The organism is Agrococcus sp. TSP3-2-1 (assembly GCF_049897585.1).
Lineage (GTDB): Bacteria > Actinomycetota > Actinomycetes > Actinomycetales > Microbacteriaceae > Agrococcus.
This window is the reverse complement of record NZ_JAFCWN010000003.1, coordinates 218411-237245: the sequence shown is the minus strand read 5'-3', so window position 1 is coordinate 237245 and position 18835 is coordinate 218411. Positions and strand designations below refer to the sequence as shown.

General features: G+C 72.5%; 20 protein-coding genes and 2 pseudogenes. 15 read left to right on the top strand and 7 right to left on the bottom strand.

Annotated elements, in window-relative coordinates:
- Positions 1-36: 36 nt before the first annotated feature.
- Entirely contained in the window at positions 37-1062 is a 1026-nt protein-coding gene (fbaA, locus tag ACP7BI_RS05900) for a class II fructose-bisphosphate aldolase (RefSeq protein ID WP_425844354.1), read from the bottom strand.
- 118 nt (positions 1063-1180) lie between these two features.
- Between fbaA and ACP7BI_RS05895 the strand changes: the two genes are divergently transcribed.
- From ACP7BI_RS05895 to ACP7BI_RS05840, 12 genes are all read left to right on the top strand, one after another.
- Positions 1181-1786 (top strand): DAK2 domain-containing protein, encoded by a 606-nt coding sequence (locus ACP7BI_RS05895; RefSeq protein ID WP_425844353.1) that lies wholly within the window; start codon positions 1181-1183, stop codon positions 1784-1786.
- 106 nt (positions 1787-1892) lie between these two features.
- Complete coding sequence (glpX, locus tag ACP7BI_RS05890; RefSeq protein WP_425844584.1) at positions 1893-2879, top strand: class II fructose-bisphosphatase; 987 nt, start codon at positions 1893-1895, stop codon at positions 2877-2879.
- Positions 2880-3145: 266 nt separating this feature from the next.
- Complete coding sequence (locus ACP7BI_RS05885; protein ID WP_425844352.1) at positions 3146-4306, top strand: heparan-alpha-glucosaminide N-acetyltransferase domain-containing protein; 1161 nt, start codon at positions 3146-3148, stop codon at positions 4304-4306.
- A 74-nt stretch (positions 4307-4380) separates the two neighbouring features.
- Entirely contained in the window at positions 4381-4731 is a 351-nt protein-coding gene (locus ACP7BI_RS05880; RefSeq protein ID WP_425844582.1) for an ArsR/SmtB family transcription factor, read from the top strand.
- The gene (locus tag ACP7BI_RS05875) at positions 4728-5219 is read left to right on the top strand and encodes an SRPBCC domain-containing protein (RefSeq protein WP_425844351.1); all 492 of its coding nucleotides are present in this window, start codon (positions 4728-4730) and stop codon (positions 5217-5219) included. Before ACP7BI_RS05880 ends, ACP7BI_RS05875 begins: the two co-directional genes overlap by 4 nt.
- 248 nt (positions 5220-5467) lie before the next feature.
- On the top strand, positions 5468-6250 hold the full coding sequence (locus ACP7BI_RS05870) for an AMP-binding enzyme (protein ID WP_425844350.1): 783 nt from the start codon (positions 5468-5470) through the stop codon (positions 6248-6250).
- Complete coding sequence (locus tag ACP7BI_RS05865; protein ID WP_425844349.1) at positions 6247-6912, top strand: TetR/AcrR family transcriptional regulator; 666 nt, start codon at positions 6247-6249, stop codon at positions 6910-6912. The genes ACP7BI_RS05870 and ACP7BI_RS05865 overlap by 4 nt, the downstream gene beginning before the upstream one ends.
- Complete coding sequence (locus ACP7BI_RS05860; RefSeq protein ID WP_425844348.1) at positions 6909-7655, top strand: 3-hydroxybutyrate dehydrogenase; 747 nt, start codon at positions 6909-6911, stop codon at positions 7653-7655. The genes ACP7BI_RS05865 and ACP7BI_RS05860 overlap by 4 nt, the downstream gene beginning before the upstream one ends.
- A complete protein-coding gene (locus ACP7BI_RS05855; protein ID WP_425844347.1) occupies positions 7652-8596 on the top strand; it encodes an alpha/beta hydrolase in 945 nt (314 codons plus the stop codon). Before ACP7BI_RS05860 ends, ACP7BI_RS05855 begins: the two co-directional genes overlap by 4 nt.
- Positions 8596-9366, top strand: a complete 771-nt coding sequence (locus tag ACP7BI_RS05850; protein WP_425844345.1) for a CoA transferase subunit A — start codon at positions 8596-8598, stop codon at positions 9364-9366. The genes ACP7BI_RS05855 and ACP7BI_RS05850 overlap by 1 nt, the downstream gene beginning before the upstream one ends.
- A 20-nt stretch (positions 9367-9386) precedes the next feature.
- Positions 9387-10016, top strand: coding sequence for a CoA transferase subunit B (locus tag ACP7BI_RS05845; RefSeq protein ID WP_425844344.1), 630 nt, complete (start codon positions 9387-9389; stop codon positions 10014-10016).
- Positions 10013-11098, top strand: a complete 1086-nt coding sequence (locus ACP7BI_RS05840) for an alpha/beta fold hydrolase (protein ID WP_425844343.1) — start codon at positions 10013-10015, stop codon at positions 11096-11098. Before ACP7BI_RS05845 ends, ACP7BI_RS05840 begins: the two co-directional genes overlap by 4 nt.
- An 8-nt stretch (positions 11099-11106) precedes the next feature.
- Here the strand turns inward: ACP7BI_RS05840 and ACP7BI_RS05835 are convergent, their stop codons facing one another.
- The 5 genes from ACP7BI_RS05835 to ACP7BI_RS05815 all read right to left on the bottom strand — a co-directional run bounded on the left by ACP7BI_RS05835 (position 11107) and on the right by ACP7BI_RS05815 (position 17164).
- The gene (locus ACP7BI_RS05835; RefSeq protein WP_425844342.1) at positions 11107-12771 is read right to left on the bottom strand and encodes a DUF222 domain-containing protein; all 1665 of its coding nucleotides are present in this window, start codon (positions 12769-12771) and stop codon (positions 11107-11109) included.
- A gap of 154 nt (positions 12772-12925) precedes the next feature.
- Positions 12926-13843 (bottom strand): glycine betaine ABC transporter substrate-binding protein, encoded by a 918-nt coding sequence (locus ACP7BI_RS05830; RefSeq protein WP_425844341.1) that lies wholly within the window; start codon positions 13841-13843, stop codon positions 12926-12928.
- Positions 13844-13907: 64 nt separating this feature from the next.
- Entirely contained in the window at positions 13908-14870 is a 963-nt protein-coding gene (locus ACP7BI_RS05825) for an ABC transporter permease (RefSeq protein WP_425844339.1), read from the bottom strand.
- A complete protein-coding gene (locus ACP7BI_RS05820) occupies positions 14860-16197 on the bottom strand; it encodes a quaternary amine ABC transporter ATP-binding protein (RefSeq protein ID WP_425844580.1) in 1338 nt (445 codons plus the stop codon). Before ACP7BI_RS05820 ends, ACP7BI_RS05825 begins: the two co-directional genes overlap by 11 nt.
- A 328-nt stretch (positions 16198-16525) precedes the next feature.
- Positions 16526-17164, bottom strand: a complete 639-nt coding sequence (locus ACP7BI_RS05815; RefSeq protein WP_425844337.1) for a 3'-5' exonuclease — start codon at positions 17162-17164, stop codon at positions 16526-16528.
- A gap of 126 nt (positions 17165-17290) precedes the next feature.
- Here ACP7BI_RS05815 and ACP7BI_RS05810 point away from each other — a divergent pair, with 126 nt between their 5' ends.
- From ACP7BI_RS05810 to ACP7BI_RS05800, 3 genes and pseudogenes are all read left to right on the top strand, one after another.
- Positions 17291-17641 (top strand): SseB family protein, encoded by a 351-nt coding sequence (locus tag ACP7BI_RS05810; RefSeq protein ID WP_425844336.1) that lies wholly within the window; start codon positions 17291-17293, stop codon positions 17639-17641.
- A gap of 69 nt (positions 17642-17710) precedes the next feature.
- Positions 17711-18036: pseudogene (locus ACP7BI_RS05805) on the top strand (VOC family protein).
- Positions 18033-18313 (top strand): annotated as a pseudogene (locus tag ACP7BI_RS05800) (winged helix-turn-helix transcriptional regulator). The pseudogenes ACP7BI_RS05805 and ACP7BI_RS05800 overlap by 4 nt, the downstream one beginning before the upstream one ends.
- Here the strand turns inward: ACP7BI_RS05800 and ACP7BI_RS05795 are convergent.
- Complete coding sequence (locus ACP7BI_RS05795) at positions 18310-18768, bottom strand: DUF3515 family protein (protein ID WP_425844334.1); 459 nt, start codon at positions 18766-18768, stop codon at positions 18310-18312. The pseudogene ACP7BI_RS05800 and the gene ACP7BI_RS05795 overlap by 4 nt on opposite strands.
- Positions 18769-18835 lie beyond the last annotated feature (67 nt).

The window sequence follows — 18835 nt, the reverse complement described above, 5'->3', positions numbered from 1 at the left end:
AGGGCCCCGCCGGGGCGGGGCCCTTCGCGCGTCTGGCTACTTGCTCGACCAGCCGGCCGAGCCGAGCTGCTGCGTCGCCTCGACGACGCGCTGCGCCATCGCCGACTCGGCGGCCTTGCCCCACGAGCGGGGGTCGTAGACCTTCTTGTTGCCGACGTCGCCGTCGACCTTGAGCACGCCGTCGTAGTTCGAGAACATGCTGTGCGCGACCTGGCGCGTGTAGGCGTACTGCGTGTCGGTGTCGATGTTCATCTTCACGACGCCGTTCCGCACCGCCTCGGCGATCTCCTCGTCGCTCGAGCCCGAGCCGCCGTGGAAGACGAGGTCGAGCGGCTTCGCATCCGTCCCGTACTTCTCGGCGATGCCGGCCTGGATCTCACCCAGCAGCTCGGGGCGCAGCTTGACGTTGCCCGGCTTGTAGACGCCGTGCACGTTGCCGAACGTGAGCGCCGCCATGTAGCGGCCGTGCTCGCCGAGGCCGAGCGCCTCGACCGTCGCGATCGCGTCGTCGAGCGTCGTGTAGAGCTGGTCGTTGATCTCGTGGCTCACGCCGTCCTCCTCGCCGCCGACGACGCCGATCTCGACCTCGAGCACCTGCCCGAGCGCGTGCGTGCGGGGGAGGATCTGCTTCGCGATCTCGAGGTTCTCCTCGAGCGGCACCGCCGAGCCGTCCCACATGTGCGACTGGAAGAGCGGCGCGCGGCCCGCGCGCACCTCCTCCTCGCTCGCGTCGAGCAGCGGCATGACGAAGCCGTCGAGCGCGTCCTTCGGGCAGTGGTCGGTGTGGAGCGCGACGGTGATGGGGTAGGCCTTCGCGACCTCGGTGACGAAGCGGGCGAACGCGATCGCCCCGCCCGCGCGGTTCTTGACGCTCTGGCCGGCGAAGTAGTCGGCGCCGCCCGTCGTGACCTGGATGATGCCGTCGGAGCCGGCCTCGGCGAGCCCCTGCAGCACGGCGTTGATCGTGGAGGAGGATGAGACGTTGATGGCGGGGTAGGCGAAGGCGTTCGACTTCGCCTTGTCGAGCATCTCGGCGTACTGCTCGGGCGTTGCGACGGGCATCGTGCGGCTCCTGACTCGTCTGTGGCGCGAGCCGCCAGGCGCGGCGTCGCGGGATCGGTCTCAGTCTAGGCTTCAGGCATCCGCCGGGGGCGAGCCCCGGAGCTCGAGGAGGGTCAGCATGCAGCACGACGACATCGTCCGCGCGGCGCTCGACCGCATCGTCGCGGCGCTCGCGGAGGCGAGCGACGACCTCGACGGGCTCGACGCCGTCGCGAGCGACGGCAACCACGGCCAGCACATGCTCTCGGGCGCGACCGCCGCCCGCGACGCGGCCGCCGACGCGCCCGCGGGCGCAGCGCTCTCGGCCGCCGCCGAGGCGTGGCGCGGCGGCGCGGGCTTCTCCAACCCGCTGTGGGGCACCGTGCTCGGCGCCGCGGCCTCCGTCGAGCGGCAGGGGCCGGTCGCGATGATCGACGCGGCGCTCGCGGCGCTCCACGGCATGACCGACGCGAACGTCGGCGACAAGTCGGTCGTCGACACGCTCGTGCCCGCACTCGACGACGCGCGCGACCACCTCGTGCGCGGCGAGACGGTGACGGTCGCGGCCGCGCGCGCGGCGGGCATCGCCGAGGAGGCCGCGCTCCAGACGGCCGCGCTCGAGGCGCGCTTCGACGCATCCAATCCCGACATCGGCTACCCCGACCCCGGCGCGACCTCGTCGGCCGTCATCCTCGGCGCGCTCGCCGCGACCATCGCCGAGCTGAGCGACGCCGCCGAGGCGTGACGCGAGCGCGGGACGCGCCCGCATGGCCGGGCCCACGCATCCGCATCACTAGGCTCAAGGGCAAGGCCAACCGATGGAGGACACCGTGGCGACCAGCTCCGATTCGATGACGGCACCGGTGTTCGAGCACCCCGACCGCAACCTCGCGATGGAGCTCGTGCGGGCCACCGAGGCGGCGGCGATCCGGGCGGTGCCGTGGATCGGGCGCGGCGACAAGAACGCCGCCGACGGCGCGGCGGTCAACGCCATGCGCACGTTCCTCGCGACCGTCGCGTTCGACGGGGTCGTCGTGATCGGCGAGGGCGAGAAGGACGAGGCGCCGATGCTCTTCAACGGCGAGCACGTCGGCAACGGCCGCGGCCCCTCGTGCGACATCGCCGTCGACCCCATCGACGGCACGTCGCTCACCGCGGCCGGCCGGCAGAACGCGCTGAGCGTCATCGCGGTCGCCGATCGCGGCACGATGTACGACCCGGTCGACGCCTTCTACATGGACAAGATCGTCGCGGGCCCCGAGGCGCACGGCGTCGTCTCGCTCGAGCAGTCGATCGGCGACAACCTGCGCGAGCTCGCTCGCGCGACCGGCAAGGAGGTCGGCGAGATGGTCGTCGCGATCCTCGACCGGCCGCGGCACGCGCAGCTCATCGACGAGATCCGCTCGGCGGGCGCCGGCACGCGCCTCATGCGCGACGGCGACGTCGCCGGCGGCATCAACGCCGCGCGCTGGGAGTCGCGCATCGACCTGTGCGTCGGCGCCGGCGGAACGCCCGAGGGCGTCATCACCGCGTGCGCGATCAAGGCGCTCGGCGGCTTCATGGAGGGCCGCCTCGCGCCGCAGAGCGACGAGGAGCACCGCAAGGTCGTCGCCGCGGGGCACGACCTCGACCGCGTGCTGGGGCTCGACGACCTCGTCGCGAGCGACAACACCTACTTCGTCGCGACGGGCGTCACCGACGGGCAGCTGCTCGACGGCGTGCGCCGCAAGGGGCCGCTCATCCGCACGGAGTCGCTCGTGCTGCGCTCGAAGACCGGCACCGCGCGCCGCGTCATCGCCGAGCACCGCAGCGACAAGTGGCTCGAGTCGAAGGCCTGATCGCCTGAGCGCCTGCGCGCCTGCGCGCCTGATCGCCTGAGCACCTGCGGGCGCCGCGCGCGGAGGGCCGAGGCCTGACGACTCGACCTGCTCCCGCCGAGTGGAGCCGTTGCAGCGGGTCGAGTGGGCGAGGACGGGTCGAGTCGCTGCTGGAAGCGGTCGGGTCGGCGGGAGCGGGTCGAGTCGCCGAAGCGATCGGCGCGCCGGCACGCTCGAACAGGGCGGATGCAGTGGGCGCAGCGGGGCGTCTGCGGCACGATGGTGCCGTGGCCGGCACGCGACTCGTGGGCATCGACCTCGCGCGGCTCGCGGCCGTCGCGGGGATGATGGCGGCGCACACCGTCCTCTGGGAAGAGCCGGCGCCGAGCGTCGTCGCGCTCGTCGACGGGCCGCCGTCGACGCTGTTCGCCGTGCTCGGCGGTGTGAGCGTCGTGCTCGCCGCGCGGCAGCGGCTCGCGGCGGGGGATCGGCGGGGCGCGATCCGCTCGACCCTCGCGCGCGGCGCGGTCGTCGCCGTGCTCGGCGTCCTCGTGGCGCCGCTCGCGACCTCGGTCTTCGTCGTGCTCGTGCCCTTCGGCGTCTCCATCGCGCTCGCCGGGCTGCTGCTGACGCTGCCTTCGTGGGCGATCGCCGCGCTCGCGGCGGCGCTGTGGGCGGCGGGCGGCTCGCTCGCGGCGATCGCCCGCGAGAGCCTGCCCGCGGAGCTCGTCGAGCCCGAGGGGCCCGGCGACGCGCTGCTCGCCGGGGCGCTCGACGTCGTGCTCACGGGCGTCTACCCGGTCGTGACCTGGCTCGCGTACCTGCTCGTCGGGATGCTGCTCGCCCGCGCGCTGCTCGAGGCTCGAGCGCGCGGCCACGAGCGGCGGGCGCTCGCCACCGTCGGCGCCGTCGGCGCGGCGCTCATCGCGGCGGCCGTCGCGGCGAGCGAGCTCGGCGTGCGGCTCGTCGCCGAGACGGTGCTCGAGCTGCCGGTCGAGGCGTTGCGCGACTCGATCCTCATGAACGGCTACGGCGCCGCGCAAGGCGCCGAGCCCGCCTGGCAGCTCGTCGCCGCGCCCCATACCGGCACCCCCGCCGACATGGCACGCACCGTCGGCATCGGGCTCGTCGCGATCGCGCTCCTCGGCCTGCTCGCGGCATCCCTCCCGCCTGCTGCGCTCCGCGTGCTCGAGCCGCTCCGCGCCGCCGGCGCCGCGCCCCTCACGATCTACGTCGTGCACGTCGTGCTGCTCTCGACGCTCGCGCTCGCCGAGCCGGAGCTCTCGCTCGGCTGGGGCGCGTGGGCGGCGCAGCTCGGCATCGCGATCGCGATCGGCGCGATCCTCGCCGTGACGCGCAGTCGCGGACCGCTCGAGCGGCTCGTGGGCGCCGCGGCGACGCGAGCCGCGGGGGAGCGCGAACGCACCGCGACGACGCCGAGCGAGTGACGCATCTGCCCCTTGACGTGTCGGTCGCGAAGTCGTACATTGCCAAGCAGTTATAGAACTGGGTGGTGATAAAGATGCGAGAGCAGCGGCTCGACGACGAGCAGCTCGACCGCATCTTCGCCGCGCTCTCCGACCGCACGCGCCGCCGCATCCTGCTGCGGCTGCGGTCGGGGCCCGCGACCGTCACCGAGCTCACCGCGCTCGCCGGGCTCAGCCAGCCGGCCGTCTCGAAGCACTGCAAGGTGCTCGAGGAGGCCGGCCTTGTCCGAGCCGAGCGCGACGCGCAGCGCATCCACCGCATCATCGAGCTCGCGCCGCTCATCCGCGCCGCCGTCTTCGTCTCGCAGTTCGAGGTCCAGGTCGATGCCCGACTCGACCGTCTCGAGGCGCACCTCCAGTCGGGAAGAGACCAGGAGCGACCATGAAGACCCGATTCACCATGCCCGACGACACCTCCATCGCCTACGAGCGCGACTTCCGCGCCCCGGCCGCCGAGGTCTGGCGGGCCTACACCGAGCCCGAGATCGTGCGCACGTGGCTGCTCGGCCCCGACCCCGAGACCGAGTTCCCCGTGTGCGAGATGGAAATGCGCACCGGCGGCTCGTTCCGCTGGGTGTGGGTCGACGCCGCGGGCGAGCTCGAGATCGCCGGCGAGGTGCTCGAGGCCGACGAGCCGCGCCGGCTCGTCTCGACCGAGCGGATGGGCGGCTCGGCGATGGGCGGGATGGACCTGCCGCCGACGCACAACGTCGTCACCTTCGAAGAGGCTGACGGCGTGACGACGATGCGGACGGTGATCACGTATGCGTCGAAGGAGCACCGCGACGGCGCCTACGCGAGCGGCATGGCCGAGGGGATCGACGCGGGCTTCGATCGCCTCGACCCCTACTTCGCGAGCATCAGCGCGCGCTGACGGCACACGGCGAGCGGCACCGGCGAGCGCCGGTCGCCGCCCGCTGTCGCGCGCACCGACGGCCGTGGCCGCATCACGATCCGGTCACGGAAGCGGCACCCGTTTGACATGCGAGCGCCCCTCTCGCATGCTCGAACCCGAAACCTGAACCACCTGTCAGTTTCGGAACCGTGAAGCCGCACGAGGGAGTGCTGTCTCGCCAGTCGAGCAGCGCCCTGACGGAGCTCGCACAGCTCGAGAGGCAACTCATGCGCAGGACAACGAAGTTCGCCGGCGTGGGCGTCGCCTTCGCCGCGCTCGCGCACACGGCGTGCGAGCCGACCGCGTCGACCAGCTCGCCCGCCACCGCGAGCTCCGAGGGCGCGGAGGAGATCGTCGCCGTCAACGTCGGCATGATCACGTCGATCGCCGGGCCGCTCGCGGCCTACGGCGCCGCGTACCAGCAGGGCTTCGCAGCAGGCTCTCGCTCCGCTACCCCCTCATCTTCGGGCCGTGGGGCTGCTCTCGTTCGGTCACGCGATGTTCTTCGCGGCCGGCGCCTACGAGCTCAGGATCATCCTCAAGATGCTCACCCCCAGCGGCATGCCGCGGCCGGCCGCCCCTACCCGCACGTCGACGTCGCGCTGCTCGTCGACGGCCGCGTGCAGTCGGCGCCCGGCCGGGGCGAGCTGCTCGTGCGCGGGCCCGCCGTCGTCCAGGGCTGCTTCCGCGACCCTGCGGCGACCGCCGAGGCGCGGTTCGGGTCGTGGCTGCGCACGGGCGACCTCGTCGAGCGCGACCCGGCTGGCCGCATCCGCGTCGTCGACCGCATGAAGGACATCGAGCGCTGGGGCGAGGAGGTCGTCGCGTGGCTCGTGCTCGAGGGGGTGGCGACCGAGGAGGACCTGCGCGGGCACCTCGACGGCCGCATCGCCGACTTCAAGCACCCCGAGCGGTTCGTGGTCGTCGACGGCATCCCGCGCACGAGCACGGGCAAGCCGCTCCGCCGCGCGCTCGCCGCGTCGCTCGAGCAGCAGGGAGCGGTGTCGTGAACCAGCCGCGGACGAAGCGCGGCGAGCAGACGAAGGCGAAGCTGCTCGCGGCCGCCGAGGGCGTCTTCGCCGAGCAGGGCTACCAGGCCGCCTCGATCGCGCGCATCACCGAGCGCGGGAGCGTCGCGCAAGGCACGTTCTACCTCTACTTCGAGTCGAAGCTCGACCTCTTCGAGCAGCTCGTCGACGACCTCAACCGGCGCGTGCGGAAGGCGATGAGCGACGGCGCCGCGCGCGGCTCGAACCGCGCCGAGGCTGAGCGTGAGGGCTTCCGCGAGTTCTTCGCCTTCACCGCCGAGCACCCCGCGCTCTACCGCGTCGTGCGCGAGGCCGAGATCGTCTCGCCCGGCGCGATGCGCGCGCACTACGAGCGCATCGTCGAGGGCTACCGCGAGGGCCTCGAGCGCGCCCGCGCCGCCGGCGAGATCGGCGACGTCGACCCCGAGGTCGCCGCGTGGGCGCTCATGGGCGTCGGCGAGATGATCGGGATGCGCTACGTGCTGTGGCCGACGGGGGACGACGGCGCGTACGGCACCGGCGCGACACCCGTGCCCGACGATGTGTTCGACGAGATGGTGGCGTTCGTGCAGCGCGCGCTCGGCACCGCCCCGTCGCAGATGACCGCTGCCGCCACCGCGGCTTCAACACAGGAGGACTCATGAGCACGCTCTCCGGCCGCAGGGCCGTCATCACGGGCGGCGCCGCGGGCATCGGCGCCGCGATCGCCCGCTCGTTCGCCGCGGAGGGCGCGCACGTGGTCATCGCCGACCGCGACGCCGCCGCCGCCGAGTCGCTCGCGACCGAGCTCGGCGGCGAGTCGTGGGAGGTCGACCTCCTCGACGTCGCCTCGCTCGAGTCGCTCTCGCTCGAGGCCGACATCCTCGTGAACAACGCGGGCATCCAGCGCGTCGCCCCGATCCACGAGTACGAGCCGGAGATGTGGCGGCGCATCCACACCCTCATGCTCGAAGCGCCGTTCCTGCTCCTCCGCGCGGCGCTCCCGGGGATGTACGAGCGCGGCTTCGGACGCATCCTCAACCTCTCGAGCGTGCACGGCCTGCGCGCATCCGCCTTCAAGTCGGCCTACGTCGCCGCGAAGCACGGCCTCGAGGGGCTCTCGAAGGTCACGGCGCTCGAGGGCGCCCCGCACGGCGTCACGTCGAACTGCATCAACCCCGGCTACGTGCGCACCGCCCTCGTCGAGGCGCAGATCGCCGACCAGGCGAAGACGCACGGCATCCCCGAGTCCGACGTGCTCGAGCAGGTCATGCTCACCGAGGCCGCCGTGAAGCGGCTCGTCGAGCCCGAGGAGGTCGCCTCGCTCGCGACCTGGCTCGCCGGCCCGCACGCGGGCATGGTCACGGGCACCTCGTACGTCATGGATGGCGGCTGGAGCGCCCGGTGACGACCGCGACCGATGCACCCACCTCGGCGGAGCGGCCGCTGCGCGTCGCCGTCGACGGCGGCGAGCTCGCCGCGACCGTGTGGCGGGCGGATGCTTCGGGCACGCCCGTCGTCGCCATCCACGGGATCACGGCGAACCACCGCTCGTTCTCGCCGCTCGCCGAGCGCCTGGATGCGCCCGTGCTCGCGGTCGACCTGCGCGGCCGCGGCGGCTCGCGCGCGCCGCCCGCGCCGTTCGGCATCGTGCAGCACGCCGAGGACGTCGCGGCGGCGATGCGCGCGGCCGGCTTCGAGCGCGCGATCGTCGTCGGCCACTCGATGGGCGCCTACGTCGCGACCCGGCTCGCGAGCGCGCACCCGGAGCTCGTCGCGTCGCTCGTGCTCGTCGACGGCGGCCTGCCGCTGCGCCCAGCGCCCGAGGGCTCGGACCTGAGCCCCGAGGACGTGCTCGGGCCGGCGATCGAGCGGCTGCGGATGACCTTCCCCGACACCGCCGCGTACCGCGACTTCTGGCGGCAGCACCCGGCCTTCGGGCCCTACTGGAGCCCAGCGATCGAGGAGTACGTCGACTACGACCTCGTGCCCGACGAGCGGGAGGAGTCGGAGGGCTTCGCCCTGCGCCCCTCGGCGAACCCCGACGCGGTCGTCGCGAACCTCGTCGAGCTCGACGGCCGCGACGGCTACACCGAGGCGCTCGAGGCGCTCGAGGCGCCGATCGCGCTGCTCCGCAGCCCGCGCGGCCTGTTCGACGAGTCGCCGGGCCTCTACGATGACGAGTGGCTCGCGACATGGCGGTCGCGGCTGCCCGGACTCGAGGTCGACGACGTCGAGGACACCAATCACTACACGATCCTGATGGGCTCGGGCGTCGACGCGGTCGCGGCCGTCGTCGCGCGCCTGCAGGCAGCGGGGCAGGGATCCCGCACGGAAGGGGCACGCTGATGGCGATCGACAAGACCTACGGCTCGGCGGCGGAGGCCGTCGCCGACATCCAGGACGGAGCGACCCTCGCGGTCGGCGGCTTCGGCCTCTCCGGCAACCCGATGGCGCTCATCCGCGCGCTCGAGGAGCGGGGCGTCAAGCACCTCAAGGTGGTCTCGAACAACTGCGGCGTCGACGACTGGGGGCTCGGCCTGCTGCTGCGCGGCGGCCAGATCGACAAGATGACCTCGTCCTACGTCGGCGAGAACAAGGAGTTCGAGCGCCGCTACCTCACGGGCCAGCTCGAGCTCGAGCTCACGCCGCAGGGCACGCTCGCCGAGAAGCTCCGCGCGGGCGGCTCGGGCATCGCCGCGTTCTACACGCGCACGGGCGTCGGCACGCAGGTGCAGGAGGGTGGCCTCCCGCAGCTGTACAACGCCGACGGCACGGTCGCCAAGGCATCCGCCCCCAAGCCCACCGCGACGTTCGACGTCGACGGCACGCCTACGGAGTTCGTGCTCGAGGAGGCGATCACGACCGACTTCTCGCTCGTGCACGCGCTGCGCGGCGACCGGCACGGCAACCTCGTCTTCAACAAGGCCGCCCGCCAGTTCTCGCCGCCCGCGGCGATGGCGGGGCGCATCTGCATCGCGCAGGTGGAGGAGCTCGTCGAGCCGGGCGAGATCGACCCGGATGCGGTGCACCTGCCGGGCGTGTTCGTGCACCGGATCATCGAGGTCGGCACCGACATCGAGAAGCGCATCGAGCGCCGCACGGTGCGAGAAGACTGACGGGCGAGAGGAGACCAGCCATGGCACTGACCCGCAACGAGATGGCCGCGCGCGCAGCGAAGGAGCTCGAGGACGGCATGTACGTCAACCTCGGCATCGGGCTGCCGACGCTCGTGCCGAACTACGTGCCCGACGACGTGACCGTCGTGCTGCAGAGCGAGAACGGCATCCTGGGCGTCGGCCCGTACCCGACCGAGGACGCGGTCGACCCCGACCTCATCAACGCCGGCAAGGAGACCGTCACGACGCTCCCGGGCACGTCGTTCTTCGACTCGGCGACGTCGTTCGCGATGATCCGCGGCGGCAAGATCGACGCCGCGATCCTCGGCGCGATGCAGGTGTCGGCCTCGGGCGACATCGCCAACTGGATGATCCCCGGCAAGATGGTCAAGGGCCCGGGCGGCGCGATGGACCTCGTGCACGGCGCCGCGAAGGTCATCGTGCTCATGGAGCACACGGCGAAGGACGGCTCGGCGAAGATCCTCGACGCTTGCACGCTGCCCCTCACGGGCAAGGGCGTCGTCGACCGCATCATCACCGACCTCGCGGTGCTCGACGTGACGCCCGAGGGGCTGCGGCTCGTCGAGCTCGCGCCGGGCGTGACGATCGAGGAGCTGCGCGAGAAGACCGAGCCGGAGATCCTCGAGTGACGACGATCCTCGCGGGGATCGAGCAGTCGAGCGTCCGCACGGAGCGGCTCACCGCATCCGTCGTCCGCCGCGAGGTCGCGCGGCGCGAGGTCGCGGGGCGCGAGGATGCGCGACCTGTCGTGCTCATCCACGGCAACGTGTCGTCGTCGCTCTTCTTCCAGCCGCTCATGCTCGCCCTGCCGCGGCCGTCGATCGCGATCGACCTGCGCGGCTACGGCGACAGCGAGACGCTGCCGGTCGATGCCACCCGGGGCCTTCGCGACTTCGCCGACGACGTCGCGTCGGTCATGGATGCGCTCGGCATCGCCGACGCGCACCTGCTCGGCTGGTCGATGGGCGGCGGCGTCGTCATGCAGCTCATGCTCGACCGGCCCGACCTCATCCGCTCGGTGACGCTCATGGCGCCCGTGCCGCCGCACGGCTTCGGCACGCGGCTCGACGGCTCGCGCTGCACGCCGGATGCGGCGGGCACGGGCGGCGGGGGAGCGAACCCCGACTTCGTCGCGAGGCTCGAGGCCGGCGACGCGACCGATGAGGCGCCGACGAGCCCGCGGAGCGTCTTCCGCTCGAGCTACGTCGCGCCCGGCTTCGCCGACGAGCACGAGGACCTCTGGGTCGAGTCGATGCTCTCGACGAAGACGGGGCTCGACAACCAGCCGGGCGACGGGGTCGCGTCGGAGTCGTGGCCGGGCTTCGCGCCCGGCACGCGCGGCATCCTCAACACGATGTCGGCGGTGCACCTCGACCTCAGCGGCATCGTGGGCATCGAGCGCAAGCCCGCGATCCTGTGGGTGCGTGGCGCGCACGACGCGATCGTCTCGGACGAGTCGTTCTTCGACTTCAACACGCTCGGCAAGCACGGCGTCGTGCCTGGCTGGCCGGGCGAGGAGGCGGCGCCGCCCCAGCCGATGATCGCGCAGACGCGGCGAGTGCTCGACGAGTACGCCGCGGCGGGCGGCTCGTTCGAGGAGGTCGCCTTCGAGACGGCGGGCCACTCGCCCCACATCGAGGAGCCGGAGCGGTTCCGCGAGGCGTTCCTGCGCCACATCGAGGCGCACGACGGGACCATCGCCGCGGGCTGAACCGCTGCTCAGCGGCGGAGCACGAGCCCCGGTCTCGGCAAGAGGTCGGCGCGTGCACGATGCTCCCGAGCACGACCGTGCCGCTCGAGCAGCGCGCGGAGGCGGCGCTCGGTCAGCATGCTCGGGCGTCGACGGCGCCGAGGTGGTCGGGCGGATGGCTCGACCGCCGGCTCGCCGCCGGGCTCGGGGGGCTCGGGCAGCTTCACCGCGAGCGATGCCGGCGCGGTTGCTTCGAGGCTCCGCGGCATCTCGGGCGGTGCCTGCAGGCCGGCGAACGAGAGGCCCGCGAACGAGAGGACGGCGGTGCGGGTGCGTGCGGGCTGGAGCTCGGGCACGATGCGCCACTGGCCGGGCCGCGGTCCTGCTCGCTCGACCCGCAATCGGCCCGCGTGGATCTCGTGGTGGTGAAAGCTGCAGACGAGGATGCCGTTGTCGATGTCGGTCTTGCCGCCGAGCTGCCAGGGGATGATGTGGTGGGTCTCGCACCAGGCGACGGGCATGCCGCAGCCGGGCACGCGGCAGCCCTTGTCGCGCTTGGCGAGCGCGCGCTTCTGCGCCCGCGTGAAGAGGCGCTTCGCGCGGCCGAGCCAGAGCGGGTGCCCGTGCTCGTCGACGATGAGCTGGTGCGTGTCGGCGAAGCAGAGCAGCTGGTCGATGCCCTGGATGGGGACGAGGCTGCCGGTGTGCTCGATCGTGAGCGTGCAGTCGGTGCTGGCGAGGCCCTGCACGTGCGCGCTGTAGCCCTCGACGGTGCCGACGAAGGTGAGCACGGGCGGCTCGCCGCCCGCGAGCGGCGCGTCGGCGGAGGCGGCGTACGCGGTGACGGCGGCGATGAGCGCGTCGTGCCCCTTCTGCTCGGGGGTGCGGTCGTCGAGCGAGCCCTCGGCGTCGCAGTCGGTGCCGTCGCAGCCGCCCTTCGCGCAGCGGTCGTCGTGGAAGGCGACCTTCACGCGCGGGCCGCCCCACGCATCCGTGAACGCCTTGATCTTCGAGCCCTCCTCGGCGGGGGAGCGGATGATCGTCAGCCACGACCCGTCGGGCTGCTGCCGGGTGCGCAGCGACCGCAGCGCCCGCTGCTTCTCGTCGTTGGGGAGCACCCCGTCGGGGTCGAGGATCGCGACGCAGCGGCGGGCGAGCACCGTGAGCTGCTCCGGCGGCAGCGGCATCGCGGGGTCGGTCGCGTGCCGCACGAGCGTCTGCTCGGCGAGCGCGAGCTGCTCGCCGTTCGCGCGGGCCGCGGCCGGATCGAGCGTCGAGACGATGGTGTGGGCCTGCGCGAACGAGAGCTCGGCGTTCTCGAGCGCTGCCGCGACGGCGGGATACCTCGCGGCGATCTCGGCGCCGGTGAGGCCGATCGAGGGGGAGGTCGCGCGGGCGAGCAGCAGCAGCTCGAGGGTGCGGCCGGGCCGGATGCCGAAGGCCCTGCCGATCGCTTCCTTCGCGTGCCGCGCGCCCAGCAGCAGGTGCAGCGGCTCGTCGGTCGGGCCCTGCGAGCGCTCCTCGACCTCGTGCGCGAGCCGCACCTGCAGCGCGTCGGTGACCCGGCTCAGCTCGGCGACGCAGCCGAGGATCTCGACGATCTCGCCGTTCGACGCTCGAGGGAACGACGGAGCATCGGCGAGCAGCGCGCGAGCGGCCTCGACCGCCGCTCCTGCCCGCTCGGTGCTCGACATCCTTGCCTCCCCTGCGAGGAGGGTAGATGGGGCCACCCACATCCACCCCCGACCTCGTTGCGAGCAGGGTAGGGGAGGCTACCCACATGCGGTGCCCGCACGACGGAGGCCCCGCATCCATCACCTGGATGCGGGGCCTCACGTGCTCGTGCGACTACTCGGTCGCGGTGAGCGAGTCGACGTACTCCTGGTTCTCGCTGATCCAGGTGGCGACGACCTCGGGGTAGTCGCTCTGCGACGCGTCGCTGTTGAACATCGCGTTCTCGAGCGAGAAGAGCAGCTCCGAGTCCATCTCGAACGCCTGCAGCCAGGCGGTGAGCTGCGGGAAGTCCTCCTCGAAGCCCGTGCGGGCGATCGAGTGGATGCCCTCGGCGGCGCCGAGCGTGCCCTCCGGGTCCTCGAGGTCGCGGATCGCGAACTCGTCGTAGGCCCAGTGCGGGCGCCACAGCGTCACGACGATGTTCTCGCCGGCGTCGATCGCGCCGCTGAGCTCGGCGAGCATCGCGGGGGTCGACGAGGTGATGAACTCCATGCCCTCGAGGCCGTAGGTCGGGATGACGCTGTCCTGCGTCGCGCCGGTCAGGCCCGCGCCCGGCTCGATGCCGACGATGCGGTTGCCGAACGCGTCGGCGTTGTCGGCGAGCTCCGCGATCGACGTGATCGGCGCATCCTCGTTGACCGCGAGGGTCAGCACCGCGTCGTCGTTCCACGAGCCGAGGTCGACGAGGTCGTCGCCGAACTCGGTCATGTAGTCGGCGTGCGTCATCGGCAGCCAGCCGTCGAGGGTGACGTCGTAGTCGCCGCCCGCGACGCCCGCGAAGACGGGGCCGGCGTCGGCGTACTCGAGCTCGACGTCGTAGCCCTGCTCCTCGAGGATCGCCTCCCACAGGTAGGAGACGGCCTCGCCCTCGGGCCAGCCGTTGAAGACGCCGATCGTCAGGTCGGTCTGGTCGCTCGTCGCAGCGGCGTCGCCCTCGGGCGCCTCCGCCTCCGAGCCGCTCGACGCGCAGCCGGCCAGGGCCAGCGCTCCGACGGCAGCGACGGCCGTCGCGCGGATGAATCGCTTGTGCATGCTGTGTCCTCTCTCGTTCCGTATCTTCCGTCCGTCGGCGACCGCCCGCGCGGCCGCCGAAGTCTCAGCGGCCGCTGCCGGCCGGTGTCGTCTCGACGGCCGTCACGGCGGCGACGTCGTGCGGCGATGGTGCGCTCGAGGCTGCGCTCGCGGCCGCGCTGCGCCGGCGCGAGCGCAGCTTCGCGACGGGGCTGTGCACCTGCAGGCTGCCGAGCGCGTTCGTCACGCGGTCGAGCACGATCGCGAGGATCACGACCGACAGGCCCGCCTCGAAGCCGAGGCCAACGTCGATGCGCTGCAGCGCCTGCACGATGTCCTGGCCGAGGCCGCCGGCACCGACCATCGCGGCGATGACGACCATCGAGAGCGACAGCATGATGATCTGGTTGACGCCCGTCATGATCGTCGGCAGCGCGAGCGGCAGCTGGATCTGGCGCAGGATGCGGCCGGGGGAGGCGCCGAAGGCGGCGCCCGCCTCGACGATCTCGCGGTTGACGCCGCGGATGCCGAGCTCGGTCAAGCGCACGCCGGGCGCCATCGCGAACGCGATGGTCGCGATGATGCCGGGCACGACCCCGATGCCGAACAGGATGATCGCCGGGATGAGGTAGACGAACGCGGGCATCGTCTGCAGGAAGTCGAGCACGGGGCGGATGATCGCCGAGACGGTGTCGGAGCGCGCCGCCCAGATGCCGAGCGGGATGGCGAGCAGCAGCGCGAGGAGCGCCGCGACGACCGTGAGCGCGAGCGTCGCCATCGCGTTGTCCCACTGGTCGACGAGCACGATCACGACGAGCCCGAGCACCGTGCCCACACCCATCCGCCATCCCCGCACGAGGAGGGCGATCAGTGCGAGCACGACGATCATGACGATCGCGGGCGGCTCCGTGAACGCCATCTCGACGACGTCGAAGACGCCGCCGACGACCGTGCGGATGACGTCGAAGAGCACGGCGAGGTTGTCGGTGATCCAGTCGACGCCGGTCTCGACCCAGTCGCCGAGCGGCAGGCGGATGTCATCGAGCATCGCGCACCTCCTGTCCGTCGAAGCGAGCACTCGCATCGTCGAGGGTCTGGGCGACGAGCGCCGGGTCGAGCGCGGGCGGCAGGTCGACGATCGCCATCTCCGACGTCTCGGTCGGCACGTTGCCGAGCGCCGCGAGCAGCATGACGCGCGGGATGACGCCCAGCAGGCGATCGCCGCCGTCGACGACCGCGATCGGCAGGCCGCTCGTGACGGCGAGCTCCGGCAGCTCGGCGAGGCTCGTGTCGGGCGAGACGCGGTGCACGTCGGCGTCGACGAGCGGGCGCAGCTCGCGGTGCCCGCGCTGCACGGCGCGCAGCACGTCGCGGTCGCGCACGGCGCCGAGCACGGTGCGGCCCGGCCCCGTGACGAGGAGGGTCGAGCTCTGCACGTCGCGCATCGCGCGGAGCGCGCCGCGCGGCCCCACGGTGGCGGGCACGGATGCGGCGGGCGGCTCCATCACGCTCGCTGCGGTGAGCACGCGGGTGCGATCGACGTCCTGCACGAACTGCGCGACGTAGTCGTTCGCGGGGTCGGTGAGGATCTCCTCGGGGGTGCCGATCTGCACGATGCGGCCGTCGCGCATGACGGCGATGCGGTCGCCGAGGAACATCGCCTCGTTGAGGTCGTGGGTGATGAAGACGATCGTCTTGCCGAGCTCGGCCTGCAGCTCGACGAGCTGCTCCTGCATCTCGCGGCGGATGAGCGGGTCGAGCGCGCTGAAGGCCTCGTCCATGAGCAGCACGGGGGTGTCGGCGCAGAGGGCGCGGGCGATGCCGACGCGCTGCTGCATGCCGCCGGAGAGCTCGCTCGGGAACCGCTCCTCCCAGCCGGAGAGCCCGACGCGGCGCACGACGTCGCGCGCGAGCTCGAGCCGACGCTCGCGGTCGACGCCCTGGATCTCGAGCCCGTACGCGACGTTGTCGAGCACCGTGCGGTGGGGCAGGAGCGCGAAGTGCTGGAAGACCATCGAGACCTGCGAGCGGCGCACGGCGCGCAGTCGCTTCGCGTCGATGCCGGTCACGCGCTCGCCCGCGATCTCGACGGTGCCGTGGGTCGCGTCGAGCAAGCCGTTGAGCATGCGGATGAGCGTCGACTTGCCGGAGCCCGAGAGCCCCATCACGACGAAGATCTCGCCGCGTCGCACCTCGAAGGAGGCGTCGATGACGGCGGCGGTGCCGAGCTTGGCGACGTCCTCTCGCGAGGCGCCGGCGGCGAGGCGGTCGGCGGCCTCGAGGCTCCGGCGGCCGAACACCTTCGTGAGGTGCTCGACGCGCACGGCGATGTCGTCGGCGCCACGGGTCTCGTCGGCGCCCCCGGGGCGCGCGATCACTTGCGGTTCGGTCACGGTCACTCCTGCCACGCCGCGAGGGCGTTCAGTCGAGGACGGGTGCCACCGCACCGGCGGTGTGTCGTCTGCCGTCCATCGACGACGGAAGTCGTCTGCGAAGCGGCACCATACGCTCGTCGACAGCTGGGGGGCCGACGGTCGCGTCCAATGGGAAGGGCGGCCAGCCGTGGCCACCGCGGATCGACGTTACCCCAGGGCAGTAGAAGAGCTACGGGGCGCCGGCGCCGGCTTCCGCAGGATCACGCGGATCTCGACCGATCCTCACCGTCGAAACGTGATGGTTTCGTTATAGCCGGGCCTCGCCGGTCTAGTGCCACCACGGCCGCTCGCGCTGCGCCGCGCGCCGTGCCGCCTCGAGCTCGGCGAGCTCCTCGTGGCGCTCACCGATCTGGTGCACGGCCGACATGCAGCGCTTCACGAGCGCGTCGAGGTCGTCGAGCGCGTGCCGCTTCGCGGCGCCGATCACGATCGCCGCGCACGCCTCGGCATCGCCGCCCGCGTCGTGGTGGCGGAAGTCGTCGAAGCCCGCTGCGAGCGCCGCGACCGGCAGCCGGTACGACTCGAGCGCGAAGGTCTTGCGGGCGATGCGCAGCGAGTCGGTCCACCGCATGTCGGGCACCGGCAGTCGCGCGGCCTTCGCCGCCGCGCGCATGACGCCCTTGTCGAAGCCGGCGTTGTGGGCGACGTAGACGTCGTCGCCGCCGAACTCGAGGATGAGCCGCTGCGCCTCGGTCCAATCGGGCGCATCCAGCACCTGGTGGGCGTGGATGCCGTGGATGCGCGTGTTCCACTCCCAGAACTCGTCGTGGGGGAAGGAGGGCTGGATGAGCGTCGAGAAGCGGTCGACGATGAGGCCGTCCCGCACCTTCACGAGGCCGACCGCGCACGCGGAGGCCGCGCTGCCGTTGGCGGTCTCGAAGTCGATTGCCGTGAAGTCGAGCGCCATGTGACCAGTCTCCCAGCCGCCACCGACATGCCCTCCCGACCCACGGCATCCGCCCCCCCCGCTCGTCGAGTAGCCGCCGTAGCCGGCGTATCGAGACGATCCTCACGGATGCGGGAGGATGGATGCGTGGCCAACCCGACGCTCGACGCCCTGCACGACATCGACGCGACCGATCACGCCGGCGCGTGGGCGGTCGTGCGCGAAGCCGAGCTCGTCGTGCCCGCGGTCGTCGAGAACCCGCGCGACCCGGGCTCCGGCCGGTTCCTCGTCGTGCCGCACGGCGAGCTGCAGCTCGTCGTCGCGTTCACGTCGACGAAGCGCATCGGCGGCTTCGTCACGAAGACGCGCCGCCACGTGAAGCTCACAGGCGCCGAGCTCGCGGCGGCGATCCCCGAGGGGCACGCGATCGTGCTCGACCCGGGCCACGACGACGGGCGGGTGTTCCTGCCCGACGTGCTCGCGAGCGACGCGGCCTGATCCGAAGCCGCGTCCGGCGGCGGCACGACGGGTCTTGACGTCGCACTTGCATCTTGCAAGTTTTCCCGCATGAGCCTCTTCATCACCTGCCCGGTCGAGAGCGTCGAACGCGCGACCGCCTTCTACACCGCCCTCGGCTGGCAGCGCAATGCCGAGATGTCGGATCACAACGTGTCGTGCTTCGCGATCGCGCCGGAGCAGTACGTCATGCTCGGCAGCCGCGAGACGGCAGCCGCGAGGCGGTCGATGCGCTCGTCGAGCGCGCCGGCGCCGCCGGCGGCCGGATCGGCGACACCGACGACTACCCCTTCATGTACCAGCGCCAGTTCGACGACCCCGACGGCTACCACTACTCGCCGTTCTGGATGAAGCCCGAAGCCGATCAGGCCGCGTGAGCGACCTCGCTGCGGCGCTCGACGTCGTGGCCCGCGGTGGGCGCTGCTCATCGTCGAGCGGCTCCTCGACGGGCCGCAGCGCTACGGCGATCTGCAGCGCGACCTCGGCGCGCCGACCAACATGCTCGCGACCCGGTTGCGGGAGCTCGAAGCGGCCGGCGTGCTCTCGCGGCTGCCGCTCCGGCACAACTCGAGGGCGTACGCCCTCACCGAGCGCGGCCTCTCCCTGCGCGAGTCGATCGTCGCCCTGGGGCGCTGGGGTGCCGATGGCTCCTAGGTGCACTCGCCCGTGCGCTCGATGCGGTCGACCGCGCTCGAGACGCCCTCGAGCGCGGTCACCGCGCTCACGACGTTCGTGTCGATGACGACCTCGGTCGCGGGCGAGCGGCCGTAGCTCACGAACGTCCAGACGTTCTCCTCCTGCGCGACCTCGAGCCAGTCGACCGGGCCGACCTGGATGCATCGGTTCGCCGACGGCGCGGGCTCGGGCATGCCGCAGCGCAGGGTCACCGCGCTCGGGTCGCCCCACGCGGCGGTCGCTTGCGACGTCGTGTCGCGGCGCTCGAGCGGCTCCGGCAGGCTCGCGTCGCCGAGCTGCTCGGGGAGCGAGACCGACACGCGCGCACACCCGGGGTCGGATGCGTCGTCGGCGGCCGGGAGCGTCACCGCGCGAGCGCAGCCGCTGAGCGCGAGGAGCGCAGCGGCGGCGGCAGCGAGGGGGAGGAGGCGCACCCCTCGAGCCTACCGAGGGCGCCGCGAGTGCTGCCCGGAACGATCCGATCGGAGTTCCCGGCTAGCG

Excerpts from the sequence above, each read along its gene's own strand:
- fbaA (WP_425844354.1), bottom strand. The coding sequence starts at position 1,062 with ATGCCCGTCGCAACGCCCGAGCAGTACGCCGAGATGCTCGACAAGGCG.
- ACP7BI_RS05835 (WP_425844342.1), bottom strand. The coding sequence starts at position 12,771 with ATGTCGAGCACCGAGCGGGCAGGAGCGGCGGTCGAGGCCGCTCGCGCG.
- ACP7BI_RS05860 (WP_425844348.1), top strand. The coding sequence starts at position 6,909 with ATGAGCACGCTCTCCGGCCGCAGGGCCGTCATCACGGGCGGCGCCGCG.
- ACP7BI_RS05870 (WP_425844350.1), top strand. The coding sequence starts at position 5,468 with ATGCGCAGGACAACGAAGTTCGCCGGCGTGGGCGTCGCCTTCGCCGCG.
- ACP7BI_RS05825 (WP_425844339.1), bottom strand. The coding sequence starts at position 14,870 with ATGCTCGATGACATCCGCCTGCCGCTCGGCGACTGGGTCGAGACCGGC.
- ACP7BI_RS05850 (WP_425844345.1), top strand. The coding sequence starts at position 8,596 with ATGGCGATCGACAAGACCTACGGCTCGGCGGCGGAGGCCGTCGCCGAC.
- ACP7BI_RS05875 (WP_425844351.1), top strand. The coding sequence starts at position 4,728 with ATGAAGACCCGATTCACCATGCCCGACGACACCTCCATCGCCTACGAG.
- glpX (WP_425844584.1), top strand. The coding sequence starts at position 1,893 with ATGACGGCACCGGTGTTCGAGCACCCCGACCGCAACCTCGCGATGGAG.
- ACP7BI_RS05815 (WP_425844337.1), bottom strand. The coding sequence starts at position 17,164 with ATGGCGCTCGACTTCACGGCAATCGACTTCGAGACCGCCAACGGCAGC.
- ACP7BI_RS05880 (WP_425844582.1), top strand. The coding sequence starts at position 4,381 with ATGCGAGAGCAGCGGCTCGACGACGAGCAGCTCGACCGCATCTTCGCC.
- ACP7BI_RS05895 (WP_425844353.1), top strand. The coding sequence starts at position 1,181 with ATGCAGCACGACGACATCGTCCGCGCGGCGCTCGACCGCATCGTCGCG.
- ACP7BI_RS05830 (WP_425844341.1), bottom strand. The coding sequence starts at position 13,843 with ATGCACAAGCGATTCATCCGCGCGACGGCCGTCGCTGCCGTCGGAGCG.
- ACP7BI_RS05845 (WP_425844344.1), top strand. The coding sequence starts at position 9,387 with ATGGCACTGACCCGCAACGAGATGGCCGCGCGCGCAGCGAAGGAGCTC.